The sequence below is a fragment of the Flavobacterium galactosi genome, assembly GCF_048158585.1.
GTDB classification, from domain to species: Bacteria; Bacteroidota; Bacteroidia; order Flavobacteriales; family Flavobacteriaceae; genus Flavobacterium; species Flavobacterium galactosi.
In genome coordinates, this window is record NZ_JBLNKV010000006.1 from 96405 (window position 1) to 115930 (window position 19526).

11 protein-coding genes and 3 tRNA genes are annotated in these 19526 nt (G+C 33.4%); 7 read left to right on the plus strand and 7 right to left on the minus strand.

What is annotated here, in order from left to right; all coding sequences use genetic code 11:
• Window positions 1–66 precede the first annotated feature (66 nt).
• From ACM55M_RS13590 to ACM55M_RS13610, 5 genes are all read right to left on the minus strand, one after another.
• Entirely contained in the window at window positions 67–2604 is a 2538-nt protein-coding gene (locus tag ACM55M_RS13590) for a GH32 C-terminal domain-containing protein (RefSeq protein WP_416858201.1), read from the minus strand.
• A 195-nt stretch (window positions 2605–2799) separates the two neighbouring features.
• Window positions 2800–5538 carry a substrate-binding domain-containing protein gene (locus ACM55M_RS13595; RefSeq protein ID WP_416858202.1) on the minus strand — a complete coding sequence of 913 codons (2739 nt, stop codon included), beginning with the start codon at window positions 5536–5538 and terminating at the stop codon, window positions 2800–2802.
• 935 nt (window positions 5539–6473) lie between these two features.
• Window positions 6474–6547: transfer RNA gene (locus ACM55M_RS13600), tRNA-Arg, on the minus strand.
• 23 nt (window positions 6548–6570) lie between these two features.
• Window positions 6571–6645: transfer RNA gene (locus ACM55M_RS13605), tRNA-Pro, on the minus strand.
• A gap of 19 nt (window positions 6646–6664) precedes the next feature.
• Window positions 6665–6748, minus strand: a tRNA-Ser gene (locus ACM55M_RS13610).
• Window positions 6749–6977: 229 nt separating this feature from the next.
• On the opposite strand from ACM55M_RS13610, the gene ACM55M_RS13615 reads away from it, so the two are divergent.
• Together ACM55M_RS13615 and ACM55M_RS13620 are read left to right on the plus strand one after the other, a co-directional pair.
• Window positions 6978–8156 (plus strand): acetyl-CoA C-acyltransferase, encoded by a 1179-nt coding sequence (locus tag ACM55M_RS13615; RefSeq protein WP_416858203.1) that lies wholly within the window; start codon window positions 6978–6980, stop codon window positions 8154–8156.
• 72 nt (window positions 8157–8228) lie between these two features.
• Window positions 8229–8990: a C40 family peptidase gene (locus ACM55M_RS13620; protein WP_416858204.1), complete on the plus strand. Its 762-nt coding sequence runs from the start codon at window positions 8229–8231 to the stop codon at window positions 8988–8990.
• Between the two features lie 60 nt (window positions 8991–9050).
• Here ACM55M_RS13620 and ACM55M_RS13625 read toward each other — a convergent pair whose 3' ends face one another.
• Window positions 9051–10319 (minus strand): tetratricopeptide repeat protein, encoded by a 1269-nt coding sequence (locus tag ACM55M_RS13625; RefSeq protein ID WP_416858205.1) that lies wholly within the window; start codon window positions 10317–10319, stop codon window positions 9051–9053.
• 48 nt (window positions 10320–10367) lie between these two features.
• Window positions 10368–12995 (minus strand): DNA gyrase subunit A, encoded by a 2628-nt coding sequence (gene gyrA / locus ACM55M_RS13630; protein ID WP_416858206.1) that lies wholly within the window; start codon window positions 12993–12995, stop codon window positions 10368–10370.
• 256 nt (window positions 12996–13251) lie between these two features.
• On the opposite strand from gyrA, the gene ACM55M_RS13635 reads away from it, so the two are divergent.
• The 5 genes from ACM55M_RS13635 to ACM55M_RS13655 all read left to right on the plus strand — a co-directional run bounded on the left by ACM55M_RS13635 (window position 13252) and on the right by ACM55M_RS13655 (window position 19526).
• The gene (locus tag ACM55M_RS13635) at window positions 13252–15798 is read left to right on the plus strand and encodes an ATP-dependent Clp protease ATP-binding subunit (protein WP_416858207.1); all 2547 of its coding nucleotides are present in this window, start codon (window positions 13252–13254) and stop codon (window positions 15796–15798) included.
• A gap of 138 nt (window positions 15799–15936) precedes the next feature.
• Entirely contained in the window at window positions 15937–17307 is a 1371-nt protein-coding gene (gene rimK, locus ACM55M_RS13640; protein WP_416858208.1) for a 30S ribosomal protein S6--L-glutamate ligase, read from the plus strand.
• An 83-nt stretch (window positions 17308–17390) separates the two neighbouring features.
• Window positions 17391–17906 (plus strand): DUF421 domain-containing protein, encoded by a 516-nt coding sequence (locus ACM55M_RS13645; protein WP_416858209.1) that lies wholly within the window; start codon window positions 17391–17393, stop codon window positions 17904–17906.
• A gap of 55 nt (window positions 17907–17961) precedes the next feature.
• Window positions 17962–18558, plus strand: coding sequence for a Crp/Fnr family transcriptional regulator (locus ACM55M_RS13650; protein WP_416858439.1), 597 nt, complete (start codon window positions 17962–17964; stop codon window positions 18556–18558).
• A gap of 89 nt (window positions 18559–18647) precedes the next feature.
• Complete coding sequence (locus tag ACM55M_RS13655) at window positions 18648–19526, plus strand: pirin family protein (protein ID WP_416858210.1); 879 nt, start codon at window positions 18648–18650, stop codon at window positions 19524–19526.

Sequence of the window (19526 nt, forward strand, 5' to 3'; positions counted from 1 at the left end):
TAAACATTTACGTTCAGTGATTAAAAAAACAAAAGAAGGCTAACAAAAAAAAACTAATTTTAAGAACTATTCCACAATGATTTTAGTATCAAACAATTCATTTTTCAACAGACCCTTTATTATATAAACTCCCCTGATGGCTTTATTTCCATTATCCATAACACCATCCCAATGAATTATTGGATTATTGCCATCCAGAATTGTTTCAATTTTTGTTACTGGAAACCCTGTTATATCAAAAATATAAGCATAAACAGGAGTCGCCTCAGTTATAGCACTAAATTTAATGTTGAAATTTTCACTTGATGGATTCGGAAAAACAACCGGATGAATTATTTCATTTTTTTTTTCGATATACTTTGCTGTAGATGCAGTTCCGCCTCCTTGAATATTATATATTTTTAATTCTGTTGCTGTTGCTGAACCGCCCTGAGCATATAAATCAATTAAATTATTCCCGGTTGAAGGAAAAGATCGTGTAGCAAAAGCTAATTCTTCATTAACGAAAACCTCTATTACAGACGCATCGACAAAAATCCTCCAATTGATATTTCCTGCCGGTAATACATAATTAGTAGATTGATTAGACAACGGAACCCCTGTAAGAATTGAAGATTTACTTCTATCTACAACAAAATAACTTGTAGTATAATCATAATAAATTAATGTTTGTTCACCAGTTGATGTATTTTTATTCAGAGAAAATCCAACTTTTGCAGCAGTCCCTGAATTAATAGTAGCAACGATTTCATATTGAGATCCTGTTGAATTATTTAATGCATTTGAGCTGTTTTGGTCAAAAACTACATTTGTGAAATTTTTAGAAGCCCCTCTTAGGCTTAATACATTTGGATGAGGAACTTGTTTTATTTTACCATTAACAAGTGTCCAAACTCTAGGCAAACTAAATGTGTGGGCCCAGCCTTGCTCTTTTTGTTTTGCAGAAGTAACTCCATCTGGAATAATTCCTATTGCTGTTAAATTCCCATTAGCATCGGGATGAATAGAAGGCGATAATAATTGGTTGATGACATCCAATCGTTCAGGAACGGCATTATCCCTAACGAATTGCGATCCATTAAAATTACCAGTCCAATACAGTGCGTTTGCATTAGGAAGCTTATTAATTAGTACGATTGATTTCGCCCCAAAATTATAATAAATCGGCATTTCCCAAAAATCCCCAGTTCCATCTACTGGAGGATTTCCCTCTAACATTGTACCTTGAGGGGACCATTGTTTGAAATCGGATGAAGTAGATTTATACAAATACAATGCTCCTCTTGGGGTTCCACTTCTTAAACCTGTACCAATCATCATATACCATTCTGAATTATGTTGAAATACAAAAGGATCTCTAAAATCAGCGTTTGCAGAAGAAGTTGGTGCATTTGGTATAATTGCAGAAGAATTTTTTGTCCAAGTATCGTAGGGGGCTGTTGAAGTTGCAAGTCCTATTGCAGCTTTAGTTTTATTTACACCAGTATAAAAAATAAAGGGTTGACCGTTACTTATTATGGCGTGTCCTGACCAAATCCCTACTTCGTCAAATCCAGGTTGAGGCCATAAAATTTGTGTTTTTTCTTCCCAGCTTACTAAATCGTTACTAACGTAATGCCCCCAATTGATATGCTCTAAATAGGGCCCGTTGAAATTTCTTTGACTAAAAATATGGTATTTATTGTCAATATATAGCAATCCGTGCGATTCGTTAGTCCAACTAGCAGATGGAAGTAAATGGTATTTTGGTCGATGAATATCATTGGCAAATCGAACTGCAGTCGGGATTTTAAGATCCGGATCTGATGGTGTAAATTTAGTGAACTGAGTTAATATCTCGGCAGCTGTTAAGTCTTTATTCCAAAGTGCTACTTGATCTATTGCTCCAGTTAAACCATTAGTGTCAAATCCAGCGATTGTTTTAGATTTTGATTCTTTTCCAATATAAATGGTGGCATTATTATCCCATAAAAGTGTCCCAATATCAAACGTAACAGTTTTAATTTGAACACCATTTAAATACAATGAAGCCGTTCCGCTTGAAGCATTTATATTTAATGCAATATAACTCCACTTTTTAAGCGCTACTTCTTGATCAGAAATAATTTGAATCACATTTGTCCCAACTTTAAATTGACCAATAACTCTTCCGTGATGATTGATCCCTAAGGCAACGCCAGAACTATTAGATGTGTTTACATTTGAAAAAATAGAAGCGTTTGTATTTTCGGTAATCGGATCTAAATCTTTTCTTTGAACAGGAAAAGCTGCTGGTGCAACCCAACCAGAGACACATACTTTTGAGGTTGGATAAATTACACTTGCATTCCCGGTAGCCCAACCATAAAAGCCATTAACTCTTAATGAATTTCCTTCAACGCCCACAATCCGTTCAGATGAACCTGAAGATCCATTTATACTAAAGCTGGCATTTGTTTTAGTTTCTACTAGTGTTTGCCCAGAGGTTTCATTAAAACTAAATGATAAAAGTTCTGAAGCCACATTAGAGGGAGGAATCGGGGTTGGACTTGGACTTGGATCATTTTGGGATTTACATCCAATAAGGATAAGTCCTGACAGGATAATTGTTATGCACTTTTTCATTTTATAATATTTTTTATAAAATTACTAGAATACTATAATGACCTAATTAAGTATTGTTACACCTGCCTAGTAATTTTTTAAAAAAAATTAACCCCAATAAAACAGGGAGTTAAGAAAAAATAATGCCGCAAAATCAATATAAAAAGACGCTAAAAATCACTATATCTATAAAAATGTTACATTGTTTTAGCATAATTAATTATTTCTAAAGTCTTTTGGGGGTATTCCGTACTTAGTTTTGAAAGTAGTTGAGAAATAATTAGGGGAAGCAAAACCGCAAGAATAGGCAATCTCGGAGATGTTCATTGTTGTGGTCATTAATAGCTCTTTTGCTTTCTCTAATCTAAAATTATTAATATAATCTCCAACTCCTATGCCTAAAACTGCTTTTACTTTTCTATAGAGTTGCACTCGGGAAATATTTAATTTACTGGCAAGATTTTCAACAGAAAAAGAGGAGTCATCAATGTTTTTTTCTAAAATCAAATTAATCTTATTCAAAAACTCTCTTTCAATTAAGCTAAGTCCATCGTTTTCGATTTTATTTATATTTTTAGTATAGTAATAACGTAACTTTTCTCTGTTAAACAGTAATCCTTTTATAGATTGTTTTAAGACTTTTAGATTAAAAGGTTTTGTTAAAAATAAATCTGCTCCAACTTCTAATGACTTTATATAAGTATTATTATCATCCATTGCTGTTAAAATGATTACAGGAATATGGGAAGTAATCATATTCGTTTTTAAAACTTCACAAATTTCAAAACCATTCTTCTCCGGTAAATTTAAATCACAAACAACAATATCTGGCATTAACTCCAAGGCCATTTCTACTGCTTTGGTTCCGTTGCACCTGCTAACTATGTAATCTTCTTTTAACTTTGAAGCAATAAAATCCAGTAAATCAGCATTATCCTCAATAATTAAAAGAGACGGTTTGTTTTCTGTAATTATGGATTCCGTACTAGGTGTTAATTCAGATTCCAAATACTCATATCCATTTTCACTATCTAAAAAATAAGTACTTTCATTTACAATTTTTGATTTATCGATATGGCCATCTCCTAATTTTAAATAAACAGAAAATTCGGCACCATTAATTGACTTAACTTCTATTATACCTTCATGTAAATCAACAAAGTTTTTAGATAAATTCAATCCGATACCCGAACCGTTTCTATAGTTATTAGACCCTTGGAAAAAGGGACTGAAAATTTGATTTATTTCCTTTTCAGGAATACCAATACCGGAATCTTTAAAATTAATTTTAACAAGCCCCTTATCTTTTTCTTGACGTATTTTAATTTCAATTTTACCTCCATCTGGAGTGAATTTAAAACAATTAGATAACAGATTATAGTAAACCTTATCCATTAAATTTGGATCAAAATAAACTTCTAAACCCTCATTATCCGTTTCAATTGTATAATTTATTTTTCTTTTTTTAGCCTCTCTTTTAAATTCCTTAAACATATTAGCCGAAAATCTCCAAAGATTATTTTTGGATAGTTTCAGAGTGAATTTTTTATCCTCCACCATTCTAAAATCCAACAATTGATTAATCAATCGAAGTAATCGCAAAGAATTATTATACATTATGTCTAAATCTTTTTTAACAGAATGACTTTTATTTTGAAATTCATCGTGTAAAGATTCAACGGAACTTAATATTAGGGTTAAAGGTGTTTTAAATTCATGAGATATACCGGTAAAAAAATTAATTTTGGATTCATTACTTTCTTTAAGTTTCTCTACAAATTTTTCAATTTCATTCCTTTGGCTAGTAATTTTATAATTAGTCACTTCTAATAGTCTTTTCTTCTTTCTCATTGAAAATATAGAATAAACACTAAAAACAGCTAAACAGAATATTACCACTAAAAGAAAACTTAGCAACTTAATTAAATTATATAATGTTAGGTATTTCTTTTCTTGTTCTTTGATTACATTCTGCTGTGTTTCAATATTAGATTGCTGTTGCGTCACTTTGTCAAATTGATTGCTCATTATATCAGCATTTAAAGAGTCAATCAAAATGGTGTTAAGTACATTATTCTTAGAGACTATTTCTTTATTTGCAAGTTTAATTGCCAGCTTTATCGCTTCACTACCGCCTGTTGGATATAATATAGTTGCTGTCAACTTACCATCTTTAACCGCCTGTATTCCACCATTTGGATCATTCAATCCATCTATCCCTATAAATTTTATATTTTTTTCTCTACCTTTTCGCTTGGCTGCCTCCCATGCTTGAAGTGCTATAATATCATTAAAAGCAAAGACATAATCTATTTTTGGCATACTATCCAAGACCTTACTAAAATTAGTATTTAGTGATGCCAAATTCGGAGCAGTTATACTTATTTTTTTAATGTTTGGATATTGGTCGATAATTTGTTTAAATCCTAAACTTCTCTCTACGCCAGGTGAGATATCCGTCGTTGCCTTAATTTCCAGAATAGTTGCATGAGCCTTAGACATCGAAACAATATATTTTCCAGCAATATGACCTACTTCAACATTATCAGCTCCTAAAAATGAAGTGTAATTTGATGTATTAACTTTTCTATCAACTATAATTACAGGTATTCCTTTTTTATTAGCTTTTTCTATCACCGGTACTATAGAATCTGATCCATAAGGTGCCACTATAATAACATCCAATTGGTTATCAATCATTTTTTCTATATCTTCAATCTGCTTTTTTGTACTGCTATTTGCATTGTAAACAGTTAAATCGATTTCTGGATGAAGTGAAGCTTCAATCTTGACTGTATTATCCATTGATTTCCTCCAGCTATCATCCTCAGATATACTTTGTGAAAATCCAATTGAAATAGTTTTTTTATTATTATCATTTGAATTACAGGAAAACAATGTAATTAGTACTAATAATATATATATTCTTCTTGACATAAAATTTGTGGTATTCATAAAATTTATATTGAGTACCCTAAGAATTCAATCTCACTAAGTAAGACTAACTTTTCTTAAAAAGTATTTAAAAATAATTAACTCTATAAAAGTGGTCAATAATATCGAGAAATTATTTTTAATTAGGTGATTTAATAATCTAAATCGAAAGTTAAGCAAAAGTAATTATTTTTAGAATAAATTAATAATCTTATATTTTTTTCTTTAATTTTCAACAAGAAAAACATTTATTTCTAAATTCTCTATTAAGAAAAAAAAATCAAAATTCAATAAATAATTATGAATGAATTTTCTATGAAAATTTAGTTTACTTAAGACATTTATCTGGGTAAAGAATTCAACGCAAAAATATTTTTAAAATTTGGCAATATTTTATACTTTTTATTTGACCATTAGGTTAATGTGTGTCCAGAAATTTATTACTGCATCAAAAGTACATAGAAACAAATAGAACAATAGGTAGTTGTACTTACTGTATAAATTACTCTTTAAAAACAAATATCCAATAACCTAATAGGTGCCAAAATATCATAATCCGGATGCTTACTAGAAAAATGGTTTTCCCATCCTGAATAAAATGATTAACTTTACAAAAAGCGATTGTTTTAGACTTACGTTTATTTTGGTGCGCAATTTTCAATACTAAAGGATAGCCTTCAGAAGATTCTTTACAGGAAGTAATAAGCTAAATTTTCATACATGAACATGTACCAAAATGTTGCGTTTTGTTATTGTAGATGTAGGGAAATAAGAAATACAAAAATCATTAAACGCAAAAACCCCACTGAATCCAGTGTTTTTTTTCTGTGAACACCTTGATACAAAATTCGAACCTTTTATCAGAAGAAATATACTTCTGAACGATCAAAAATTTTATTTAAAATGTTACCCAAATTAAAAAACCCTTATAAATCAGATGTTTATAAGGGATTTTGTGAAGGCAGAAGGATTCGAACCTTCGACCGCCTGCTTAGAAGGCAGGTGCTCTATCCAGCTGAGCTATGCCTCCATTGCTCATGTAAAAAAATCTAGTCGGGGTGGCAGGATTCGAACCTGCGGCCTCCTGCTCCCAAAGCAGGCGCGATAACCGAGCTACGCTACACCCCGAAGTGCAAAAAAAATTAAGCGGAGGGACAGGGACTCGAACCCTGGCACCGATTGCTCGATGACAGTTTAGCAAACTGCTCCATTACCACTCTGGCACCCCTCCAAGCTCAAAGAAACGTGTCCTGTTTTGCGGTTGCAAATTTAAGACATCTTTAGACTTCTCACAACTATTTGAGGTCTTTTTTTTAATCTTTTTTATCATTTTTACAAAAACACTTCACAATCAAACATATAGAATAAAAATAAATTTAAAAAAAGATAATGGCTTAATCTAAATTTGAAATTGTTCAAAAAAGATTAAATTTGCTTCATAAACCAACATTTTATAAGTTATGAACAAAAGAGTTGTTATCGTTTCTGCCGTTAGGACACCTATCGGAAGTTTTATGGGGGGATTATCTACAGTTACTGCTCCAAGATTAGGTGCAGTGGCAATTAAAGGTGCTTTGGAAAAAATAAATTTAGATCCAAATTTAATTGACGAAGTATTTATGGGCAATGTAGTTCAAGCTGGCACAGGACAAGCTCCTGCTCGTCAAGCAGCGCTATTTGCTGGTTTACCAAATACCGTTGCCTGCACCACAATAAATAAAGTTTGTGCTTCTGGAATGAAAGCTATTATGTTGGGAGCGCAAGCAATCCAATGCGGTGATGCCGAAATTGTAGTTGCTGGTGGAATGGAAAATATGAGTTTAATTCCACATTATATGCATTTGAGAAACGGAACTAAATTTGGTCCCGCAACCATGATTGACGGAATGCAGAAGGATGGACTGACTGACGCATACGATAACAGCGCTATGGGAGTGTGTGCTGACTTATGTGCCGCAGAATATAAATTTACCCGTGAAGATCAAGATAACTTCGCAATTCAATCGTATGAGCGTAGTGCAAAAGCTTGGGATTCTGGAAAATTTGACAATGAAGTTGTTCCCGTTTCCGTTCCACAAAGAAAAGGAGACCCTATTATAGTTTCTAAAGATGAAGAATACACTAATGTAAAATTAGATAAAATACCATCATTAAGTCCTGTTTTTACCAAAGACGGAACCGTAACCGCAGCCAATGCATCTACTATAAATGATGGCGCAGCAGCAGTAATATTAATGAGTGAAGAAAAAGCGATCGCTTTAGGTCTAAAACCGCTAGCTTACATTAATGGCTACGCTGATGCAGCACAAGAACCAAAATGGTTCACCACTACTCCATCTAAAGCAATTCCTAAAGCTCTAGAAAAAGCAGGAATAGCAATTAGCGATGTTGATTATTTTGAATTTAATGAAGCTTTTGCCGTTGTAGGTTTAGCAAATTCAAAAATTCTTGGACTAGATGACAGCATAGTAAATATAAACGGTGGTGCTGTATCTCTAGGACATCCATTAGGTTGTTCCGGAGCAAGAATCATTGTTACATTAATAAATGTTTTAGAACAAAATAACGGTAAATTTGGAGCTGCTGCAATTTGTAATGGTGGTGGCGGTGCTTCGGCAATTGTTATTGAAAGAGCCTAAAATAATTATAAGTTATGGGTTATGAGTTTTAAAACTTATAACCCATAATTATTAACTCATAAATTGACTTAAATGTTCGGAATTTGTAATCTAGCCATAATCCCACTTCGCTTTGAACCTAGTGACAGAAGCGAAATTGTTTCTCAAATTTTATTTGGCGAACATTTTGAAATTCTGGAACAATTGAAACAATGGTCCCGAATCAAAATGCAATATGATGATTACGAAGGCTGGGTAGATTCTAAACAATACCAACTGATTTCCGAATCCAGTTTCAATCAATTGTCTGAAGATGCGATCATTCTGAACGCTGATTTGATAGAATACATTACGGCGCCAAACAATATATTAATCCCAATCCCGTTAGGTTCATCGGTATCATTTTTAAATTATAATGAAATCAACACTTCAAATTTTGATTTTGAAGGAACTAAAATTAGCGGTATAAAGCCTAAAGAAAGTTTGATTAATACTGCCTTTTTGTATCTAAATACTCCTTATCTGTGGGGAGGAAAAACACCATTTGGCATTGATTGTTCGGGTTTTACACAAATAGTTTATAAACTCAACGGATATAAATTATTACGTGATGCGTCACAACAAGCAATCCAAGGAGAACCTTTGAGTTTTATTGAAGAAAGTGAACCCGGAGATTTAGCTTTCTTTGACAATGAAGAAGGCAAAATCATACATGTAGGAATCATCATGGAAGACAATTATATCATTCATGCCAGTGGAAAAGTACGAATTGACAGATTAGATCATCTCGGTATTTATAATCCCGAAACAAATAAACATACTCATAAACTTCGCGTAATTAAAAAAATAATCTAAAAAAAACCTATCAAGAATTATATTCAAGATAGGTTTTTTTAATCTTCTTAAAAAGAATTATTACATTTTAGCTTTCAATGCTTTTTTCTTTTCAGTCATTTCTAACGCTCCGTAAACATTTAACAAAGTAGTTTTAACCTCTTTATTTGACGGATCCAATTCACTAGCTTTTTCTAAATACGGTAAAGCATCCTTAAATACTATTTCTCTTTGTTTTTTAAGAACTAAATAACGCTTATTATCTTTTTCTGAGTTACCTAATTTATTCATTTCCGCAATAAGTTTTTTATCACCATCCAGTTTTAAAATTGCTAAATTAAGGTAGGCGTTTACATAATCTGGTCGTATTTCAATGGCTCTTTTATAATATTTCTCAGCTTCAACTGTATTATTAGCAGTAGTGCTTATCACTCCTAAATTAAAAACTAAATCGGCATCATTAGGATTTTTTTCTAATACTTCAGAGATTAATTTTTTATAAGTTTCATAATCTTTAGTTTCTAAATACAAATTAGCTTCTGTCAAAATCAATGAAGTGTCATCAGGATTTGCAACTCTAGCTTCAGCGATAGCTTTTTTAGCTTCTTCAGTTTTTCCGTTTTGAACTAAAATTAAAGCCATATTTTTATATATTTCTCCTCTTTTTGAAGGAATAGCTTCAGTTCTTGGCTTTTCATGTGTTCCAAGTTTTACCATTCTGTCTCTTTCTTGAGCAGTAGCATAAACATCTTCTTCACCAGATAATTTATTCATTGCAAAATAACTCGTTCCTTTTCCAGAATAGTTTAAATTTTTCAACTCATCATATAACTTAAGCGCTGTATCATATTCTTTAGCATTTACATAAGTAGAAGCTGCATAATATAAATTAATAGTGTCATTTTTATCTAATAAATAAGCATCATATAATTTTTTAGCACTATCTGCGTGTTTCTCAATTTTAGAATCTGCAATCGCATTATTAATTAATTTAAATTTTATCTGCGTAATTGACGTAGCTGCTTGAGTAGAAAATTTAATTTTTCCAGATGCTTTTTCAACAGCAATTAAATCTTGATACGCTTTTGCAGCAAGTGAAAGATTCGTATTTGCATCAACATTCTTATTTGCTAAGTCTAGCAAAGCATTTCCTTTTATAAAGAAAAATTGTGCTTTCTCAACATCAGTGGAATTAGTAATCAAAGATTCAGCACCTTGTAAAATTGTTGCAGCTTCTTGAGAATTTCCGCCTTTCATTGCTTTTTCTGCAGCTTTAATTTGATCTTTTTGAGCAAAAGTAGCTACTGATATCAATAATGCTGATGCAAGTATTACATATTTACTTTTCATAATATTCTGGTTTTTGTTTAATAATTATTCTTTTTTACATTTTTATTTTTAAGCTTCATCATCAGAATCTTCGTCTTCGGAATCATCCTCAGAATCTTCATCTTCTTCAGACTCATCATCATCATCATCATCATCATCAGTTCCTTCGTCTTCAAGCACTTCTAAAACTGGCTTAACTCTTTCAATAGCCTCCGATTCTATAACATTACCTTCCTCATCAACAATAACTTCAGCCACATCGTCTTTCATTACTTTTGTAACAGCTGCAATTGAATCGTTTCCTTTAATGTTAATCAACTTCACTCCTTGCGTAGCACGTCCCATAACTCTTAAATCTTCGACAGCCATTCTGATAGTCAATCCAGATTTGTTGATAATCATTAAATCATCAGCATCAGTAACCGCATTTATCGAAATCAGTTTACCTGTTTTCTCTGTAATATTTAAGGTTTTAACTCCTTTACCACCACGGTTTGTTATTCTGTATTCGTCAAGGCTTGAACGTTTTCCGTATCCGTTTTCGGCAACAACTAAAATTTCGCTGCTCATATCATTTACAGTAACCATGCCAATAACTTCATCAGTATCATCTTTAAGACTAATTCCACGAACTCCAGAAGCCGTTCTTCCCATCGGACGGGTTTTAGTTTCTTCAAAACGAACTAATTTACCAGATTTCACAGCCAAAATAATTTGACTTTCACCGTTAGTTAATTTTGCTTCCAATAATTCATCACCTTCTTTGATAGTAATTGCTGCAACCCCATTCACCCTTGGTTTAGAATATTTCTCTAAAGATGTTTTCTTAACCTGACCTTTTTTAGTCACCATAATTAAATTATGACTTTTGATGTAATCTTGGTCTTTTAAATCTTGGGTACAAATAAATGCTTTTACTTTATCGTCACTTTCAATATTTACCAAGTTTTGGATTGCTCTACCTTTAGCAGTTTTACTTCCTTCCGGTATTTCATAAACACGCATCCAGAAACATTTTCCTTTTTGGGTAAAGAACATCATATATTGGTGATTCGTTGCAACAAACATGTGTTCTAAGAAATCTTGGTCTCTTGTTCCGGCACTTTTTTGACCAACTCCTCCTCTATTTTGAGTTTTGTATTCTGTAAGATTGGTACGTTTAATATAACCTGCATGAGAAATTGTAATTACCACATTTTCATCCGCAATTAAATCCTCAATACTTACATCTCCACCAGAATATTCAATTATAGAACGACGCTCATCTCCATATTTATCACGAATCTCAGTCAATTCTTCTTTAATCAAAGCAATTCTCAAGTTTACATCTGCTAATAAAGCTTTCAAATGCTCTATTAACTTCATGATTTCATCGTATTCCGTTCTTAACTTATCTTGTTCCAGACCTGTTAATTGACGCAAACGCATTTCAACAATGGCACGAGATTGAATATCTGACAAATTGAATCTTTCGATTAATTTTTCTCTTGCTTCTTCGGTACTTTTTGAAGCTTTGATTAAAGCAATTACTTCATCAATATTATCCGAAGCGATAATCAAACCTTCTAATATATGTGCTCTTGCTTCCGCTTTTTTCAATTCAAATTGCGTTCTGCGAGTCACCACATCATGACGGTGTTCGATAAAATAATGAATCAAATCTTTCAGATTCAACATTTGTGGACGCCCTTTTACAATGGCAATATTGTTTACACTAAACGAAGATTGCAATTGCGTATACTTATAAAGTGTATTCAAAACCACGTTTGGTGTTGCATCGCGTTTTAAAATATAAACGATACGCATCCCGTTTCTATCCGATTCATCACGTATATTTGCAATTCCGTCAATTTTTTTGTCATTGACCAAATCAGCCGTACGCTTAATCATATCGGCTTTATTAACCTGATACGGAATTTCGGTAACGATAATGCATTCTCTTCCGTCCACTTCTTCAAAGCCTACTTTGGCACGCATTACGATACGTCCTCTACCGGTTTTAAATGCTTCACGAACGCCTTCATATCCATATATGATACCACCGGTAGGAAAATCCGGGGCTTTGATATGCGTCATCAATTCATCAATCTCAATATCATTATTGTCCATGAAAGCCAATGTACCATTGATTACCTCGGTTAAGTTGTGAGGTGGCATATTGGTAGCCATACCTACTGCGATTCCTGTTGCCCCATTAATTAATAAGGTAGGGACACGAGTTGGCATAACTGTTGGCTCTTCTAGTGTATCATCAAAATTCAATTTAAAATCAACCGTTTCTTTATCGATATCTGCCAAAATTTCTTCCGAAATCTTGCGCATTCTAGCCTCCGTATAACGCATCGCTGCAGGACTATCGCCATCTACAGAACCAAAATTACCCTGACCGTCAATCAATAAATAACGCATGCTCCATTCTTGTGCCATACGAACCATAGCATCGTAAACAGAGGTATCTCCGTGTGGGTGATACTTTCCAAGAACTTCCCCGACAATTCTTGCGGACTTTTTATGGGCCGATCTGGAGTTAACCCCTAAATCATGCATTCCAAATAATACTCTTCGATGTACTGGTTTCAAGCCATCTCTAACATCTGGAAGTGCTCTGGATACAATTACGGACATCGAATAATCGATGTAAGCAGTTTTCATTTCATCTTCAATGTTAATAGGAATTAACTTTTCTCCTTCAGACATAAGTTGTTATATTAAAAAATTATATTAGTTTCAAAACGTGCCAATATACAGCTTTTTGAAATTTTAGAGGCTATTTGGAGCTACTTATTTCAATGATTTATTAACAAATTAATCTTCACTTTTAGTTAATAAATTAAGGGAAATTTAACTTTAATATTATTATTATTTTTGTCTATTAGCTGACAGTACTTGTTAAGGGAACGATTTTTGTTTTTCAATTACTAATTCACTAAATTTACTATATCAAATATATATTATGGATGATAATTTTTCACCAAGAGTAAAAGATGTTATTACCTATAGCAAAGAAGAAGCTTTGCGATTGGGTCATGACTTTATAGGAACTGAACACTTGATGCTGGGTATTTTAAGAGATGGAAATGGGAAAGCAATACAAATATTGAATAACTTATCTGTCGATTTAGATCATTTACGCAGAAAGGTAGAAATCCTAAGCCCCGCAAGTCCAAGCGTAGAAATTAATATTGAAAAGAAAAATTTACACTTGACACGCCAGGCAGAACGAGCGTTGAAAACCACTTTTCTTGAAGCAAAAGTATTTCATAGCTCGTCCATTAGTACAGCACATTTATTGTTATGTATTTTAAGAAATGAAAACGATCCAACAACCAAGCTATTGAATAAACTTAAAATTGATTATGACGTAGCTAAAGAACAATATTTAAATATGACTCCAAGCGAAGAAGAATTTTTAGAAAACTTGCCAAGAAACGAATCGTATAATGACGATTCAGGACAAGATGACAGTCTTAAAGAAGGCAATTTTAACAATCCTGCCAATAAATCAAACAAAAAATCTAAAACTCCTGTTTTGGATAATTTTGGAAGGGATTTAACTGAAATGGCCGAAGAAGGAAAGTTAGATCCTGTTGTGGGACGTGAAAAAGAAATCGAACGTGTTTCTCAAATTTTGAGCCGTCGCAAAAAGAACAATCCACTACTTATAGGGGAACCTGGAGTGGGAAAATCAGCTATTGCTGAAGGATTAGCGTTGCGAATTATTCAAAAGAAAGTATCACGAATCCTTTTCAACAAACGCGTTGTAACATTAGATTTGGCGAGCCTTGTCGCTGGGACAAAATACCGTGGACAGTTCGAAGAGCGCATGAAAGCAGTGATGAACGAATTAGAAAAGAATGATGATATTATTCTTTTTATAGATGAAATTCATACCATTGTTGGAGCTGGTGGCGCAACAGGCTCACTAGATGCATCTAACATGTTCAAACCTGCATTAGCAAGAGGCGAAATTCAATGTATTGGTGCTACAACACTAGATGAATACCGTCAATATATTGAGAAAGATGGTGCATTAGAAAGACGTTTTCAAAAAATAATTGTAGAACCAACATCTGTTGCTGAAACCATTACAATTTTGAATAATATCAAAAACAAATACGAAGACCATCACAATGTTACTTATTCTCAAGAAGCAATTGAAGCTTGTGTGAAATTAACGGACAGATACATGTCGGAACGTTTCTTACCAGACAAGGCTATTGATGCATTAGATGAAGCAGGTTCAAGAGTTCACATTACCAACATTGAAGTTCCAAAACAGATTTTAGACTTGGAACGTCAATTAGAAGATGTTCGCGAATTGAAAAATGTTGTTGTTAAAAAACAAAAATACGAAGAAGCTGCCAAGCTTCGTGATGACGAAAAAAAGATTGAAAAAGATTTAGCAATTGCTCAGGAACAATGGGAAGAAGACGCTAAAAACAATCGAATTGAAGTTACCGAAGACAATGTAGCCGATGTGGTTTCTATGATGACTGGAATTCCGGTAAATCGTATTGCTCAAACAGAAAGTAATAAATTAGCCAAATTACCAGAATTAATCGAAGGAAAGGTTATTGGACAAAGAGAAGCAGTAATGAAAATTTCTCGTTCTATCCAAAGAAATCGTGCCGGATTAAAAGATCCAAACCGACCAATTGGTTCTTTTATCTTCTTAGGACAAACTGGTGTTGGTAAAACACAATTGGCTAAAGTATTAGCAAAAGAATTATTCGATTCTGAAGATGCATTGATCCGTATCGACATGAGTGAATACATGGAGAAATTTGCAATCTCTCGTTTAGTTGGTGCGCCTCCGGGATACGTAGGATATGAAGAAGGCGGACAATTAACAGAGAAAGTAAGAAGAAAACCATATTGTGTTGTATTATTGGATGAAATCGAAAAAGCACATCCTGATGTTTTCAATATGTTATTACAAGTGCTGGACGATGGTTATTTAACGGATAGTTTAGGCCGAAAAATTGATTTCAAAAACACTATAATTATTATGACTTCAAATGTTGGAGCCAGACAATTAAAAGATTTTGGTCAAGGGGTTGGTTTTGGTACTGCCGCTAAAGTAGCTCAAGCCGATGATAATTCGAAAAGTATCATTGAAAATGCATTGAAAAAAACTTTTGCACCTGAATTTCTTAATAGAATTGACGATGTAATAGTGTTCAATGCTTTAGAAAAACATGATATCGATTTGATTATTGAAATCGAATTGAAAAAATTATATGCTCGTGTTGCTGAATTAGGGTATCAATTAAATCTTTCTGATAAAGCCAAAGCATTCATTGCAGACAAAGGATTTGATCGACAGTTTGGCGCAAGACCATTGAAAAGAGCTATTCAGAAATATGTTGAAGATGCACTTGCTGAAGAAATTATCACTTCAAAAATTGCTTCTGGAGACGAAATTTTCATGGATATTGAAGACGGAGCACAAGAACTAACTGTACAAGTTCATAAAGCTGGCGAACCAACGAATCCATAATTCTTTTTTAGAATTATACGAAATAAACCCGTTACGTTTTTATAACATAACGGGTTTATTCTTTATACAAATCTCACTTTTTTTGAAAACAAATATTTACATTTGGTTTTAAAAAAAAAGGTCAAATAAAATCAATTTATGTCTCAAAATAAAGTTATACTGGGTAGTGAAGAATGGTGTTCTTTTCCTGAATTAGGAATTCCTACAATCAAAGCAAGAGTTGATTCAGGGGCTAAAACATCCGCTTTACACGCTATAAACATTGCCCCTTTTATAAAGAATGAAGCAAACTGGGTAAAGTTTGATATCAATCCGATTCAAAACAATCTAAAAACGGTGATTCATTGTGAGGCTCCTTTAGTGGATAAACGTTTTGTAAAAAGTTCCAGCGGATTTAGAGAACAACGGTATGTTATCCAAACCAACTTGAAAATTGGTGATTCGATGTGGCCTATTGAAATGACATTAACAAATAGAGATTCTATGGGCTTTAGAATGCTTTTAGGTCGTGAAGCCATGAGCGGAAGGGTTCTTGTAGACCCGGAACAGAAATATCTTTTAGGTCAACCTACCTCAGATAGTTTAAAAGAACTCTATAAAAATTCCGAAAAAGCAAGTTCTGGTTTACGCATTGGTCTTTTAGCCAGCAACCCCGAATTATACAGCAACAAGCGTATTATGGAGGCGGGTGAAATGCGCGGCCACGAAATGCATTTTTTGAATATCAAAGAATGCTATATGAAACTGGATGCAAAAACACCGGAAATTCATTACCGTGGAGGAAAAATATTAAATCAATTTGACGCCGTTATCCCTAGAATTAGACCTAGCATCACCTTTTATGGCTGTGCTTTAACCAGACAGTTTGAAGCCTTGAATGTATTTTGTTTAAATTCTTCTAATGCAATTACCCAATCACGCGATAAATTATATTCCTTACAATTACTCTTACACAGTGGAATTGATATACCTACTACAGGATTTGCAAATTCACCTTTAGATACGGACGATTTAATAAAAATGGTTGGAGGCTCTCCTTTAATTGTTAAATTACTCGAAGGAACTCAAGGAAAAGGTGTTGTATTAGCCGAAACAAAAAAAGCAGCAGAAAGTGTTATTAACGCTTTCAAAAGCCTAAATGCCAATATATTAGTTCAGGAATTTATCAAAGAAGCGAACGGTAAAGACATTCGTTGTTTTGTAATTGACGGAAAAGTAGTCGCTGCTATTCAACGGGAAGCAATGCCAGGTGAATTCAGAGCTAACATCCATCTTGGAGGAACAGCTTCAGTCATAAAAGTGACAGCTGAAGAAAAACGTATTGCGATAAAAGCTGCCAAAGCAATGGATTTGAAAGTAGCCGGCGTTGATATTATTCGTTCATCAAAAGGCCCCTTATTATTAGAAGTAAATTCATCTCCAGGATTAGAAGGAATCGAAGGTGCAACCAATAAAGATATTGCAGGGGAAATGATAAAAGCAATTGAGAAAAATTTTAAACTGAAATAGTTTTAAGAGGTTCAGTCGCATTCGCAGTTTACAGTCTGCTATGTAACTGAAAACTGAGACCAAAAAACCGAAAACTAAAAACAATGAATCCATATCTCGATATTATCATTCGCAGTGGCGCCGTTTATTTTTTCATGGTTATTGCTTTGAGGTTTTTTGGGAAAAAAGAATTATCCCAACTCAATACTGCCGATGTCATTTTAATATTATTGATAAGCAACTCTGTTCAAAACGCAATGGTTGGGAATAACACGTCACTTTATGGTGGTATGGCTGCGGCAACAGTACTTTTTACTATTAATTTTATCTTGAAGAAACTGATGTTCAGGTACCCCAAGTTTAGTGATTTTATGCAGGAAAAACCAGAAATTTTAATTCACGATGGAAATCTGGATTTTAAAGCATTAAGTAAATTAAACATTTCTTCGGATGAATTAAAAGAAGCGATGCGCGAGCATGGAATTGAATTTTTTAAAGATGTAAAATTAGCTATGCTTGAGATTGATGGTAATATCAGTATTATATCCGGAGACAAAAAGTTAAAACAAACGCATTACAAACGAAAACGCATTCATAAAAATTTAGCGGGAATAAACTAGATATTAAGCAACTCAAAAAATATTTTTACACGAATATCTCTGCAATCCTGAAATAATTATGCTTGATTCATTCAAAACATATTTTCAATCCAAAACCAATCTGACGGACGAACAATTTCTTTCGATTACGGGTACATTACAATCCAAAAAAGTAGAAAAAGGAACTGTCCTACTACATCAGGGAGCTATTTGTCATCATTCCTTTTTTGTTTCTAAAGGATTGTTGCGTTCGTATACCATTGACGAAGCAGGAAAGGAACACATTATTCAATTTGCATCGGAAAATTGGATTATTTCGGACAGAAGCAGTTCTTATTTCAACGAACCTTCTGAATTATTTATTGATGCCATTGAAGAAACAGAAATTGTTTTAATTGATAAAAATTTCATCGATGCCGCAGCCGAAATTAGTATTTCTTTTCGACAACAGGACAATATTGCTTTACACAATCATATCCGCCAACTTCAAAAACGAGTAAATCTCTTACTGGGAGCTACAGCAGAACAACGTTATTTGGATTTCATAACTATTTATCCGAGCCTTACTTTACGTATTCCACAATGGATGATTGCATCTTATTTAGGTATTACACCAGAAACATTAAGCAGGGTTCGCAAGGAATTAGCCAAAAGAAATTTCAAACCGTATTAATTCATACAAATTCATTTCTTATCCTATATCAATGCATTTAGTTTTAATCCATTGTAAATTTGTAACTATAATTTAAATAAGATACCGAAATGAAAGCAAAAAATATTGAATTAGTATTGGCTCCACCTCCACCACATATGGTAGGTGACGGATTTAGAGTACACAATTTTATTCCGAGTGGTCATAATTTAGACATGAAAAGAATGAGTCCGTTTATTATGATGGATTATAATTCTAAATTTTATTTTCCACCCACAGATCAACCCAGAGGCGTAAGTGTCCATCCGCATAGAGGTTTTGAAACCGTTACGATTGCCTATAAAGGAAAAGTAGCACATCACGACAGCTCAGGAAATAGCGGCATCATTGGCGAAGGTGATGTACAATGGATGACTGCAGCTTCGGGAATTTTGCACAAGGAATACCACGAAGAAGAGTTTAGTAAAAAAGGTGGTGATTTTCAAATGGTACAACTTTGGGTCAACCTTCCTGCAAAGGATAAAATGTCAACACCAAAATACCAAGGAATTACCAACGACCAAATCAACAAATTTGAACTTCCTGATAATGGCGGGGTAATTGAAGTTATAGCGGGACAATACGAAAATGTAAAAGGTACCGCTTCGACTTTCACTCCGGTTAATTTACTAAATGCCAAATTGAATAATGGAGCAAAAGCATCCTTCAATTTTCCTGCAAATTACAATACTGGTTTATTAGTAATTGAAGGAAGTATAAAAGTGAATGATACCGAAAATGTCCCAGCCAACCATTTTACATTGTTTAAAAACGAAGGTGAAGAATTTACCATTCAAGCTACTGAAAACGCAATAGTTTTGATTTTAAGTGGAGAACCAATCAATGAACCCATTGCAGCGCACGGTCCATTTGTAATGAACACTCAAGCCGAAATCATGCAAGCGTTCGATGATGTGAATATGGGAAAATTTGGTTATTTGGAAGAATAA